Annotated in this window: 1 pseudogene; it reads right to left on the bottom strand. The window is 68.1% G+C overall.

The features are described from left to right. Window positions 1-447, bottom strand: a pseudogene (locus LPZ50_RS25270) (transglycosylase domain-containing protein); the annotation flags it as partial. Window positions 448-518 lie beyond the last annotated feature (71 nt).

The following is a 518-nucleotide window of genomic DNA, read 5'->3' as shown; positions in this document are numbered from 1 at the left end:
CGGCGCCTGCGGCAGCGCCGTCAGCAAGGCGGCCTCGGCGGGGCTGAGCTCGGACGCGCCCTTGCCCAGCCACAGCCGGGCGGCCATCTCCGCGCCCTCGACAATGCCGCCCATGGGTGCATGGGTCAGGTACATGGCCAGTATCTCGGCCTTGCTGTAATGCCATTCCAGTTGCAGGGCACGTGCAATCTGCCGTCCCTTGGCGGCCAGCGAGCGCGATGGCATTGCGGCCAGGCCCGGGTCGACCAGCCGGGCCACCTGCATGGTCAGGGTGGACCCGCCCGACACGATGCGGCCATGCGCCATCCATTGCCAGCCGGCACGGGCCAGGGCCACCGGATTCACGCCCGGATGCCAGTAGAACCATCGGTCTTCGTAGCCGAGCAGGGTTTCCAGGTACACCGGAGCGACCTGGTCCGGCCTGACCGGGTAGCGCCACATGCCGTCATTACCGGCAACGTGGTGCGGGGCGGCTCCAAGTGCGTGTTCCTGTACAACGCCAACAACAACCGCTTCGA

Origin of the sequence: Bordetella petrii (assembly GCF_020991325.1) — a bacterium.
In the GTDB taxonomy this organism is placed as follows: Bacteria; Pseudomonadota; Gammaproteobacteria; order Burkholderiales; family Burkholderiaceae_B; genus Bordetella_A; species Bordetella_A petrii_E.
Note: the sequence above shows the minus strand (reverse complement) of the source record. Positions and strands in the feature narration are given on the sequence as shown.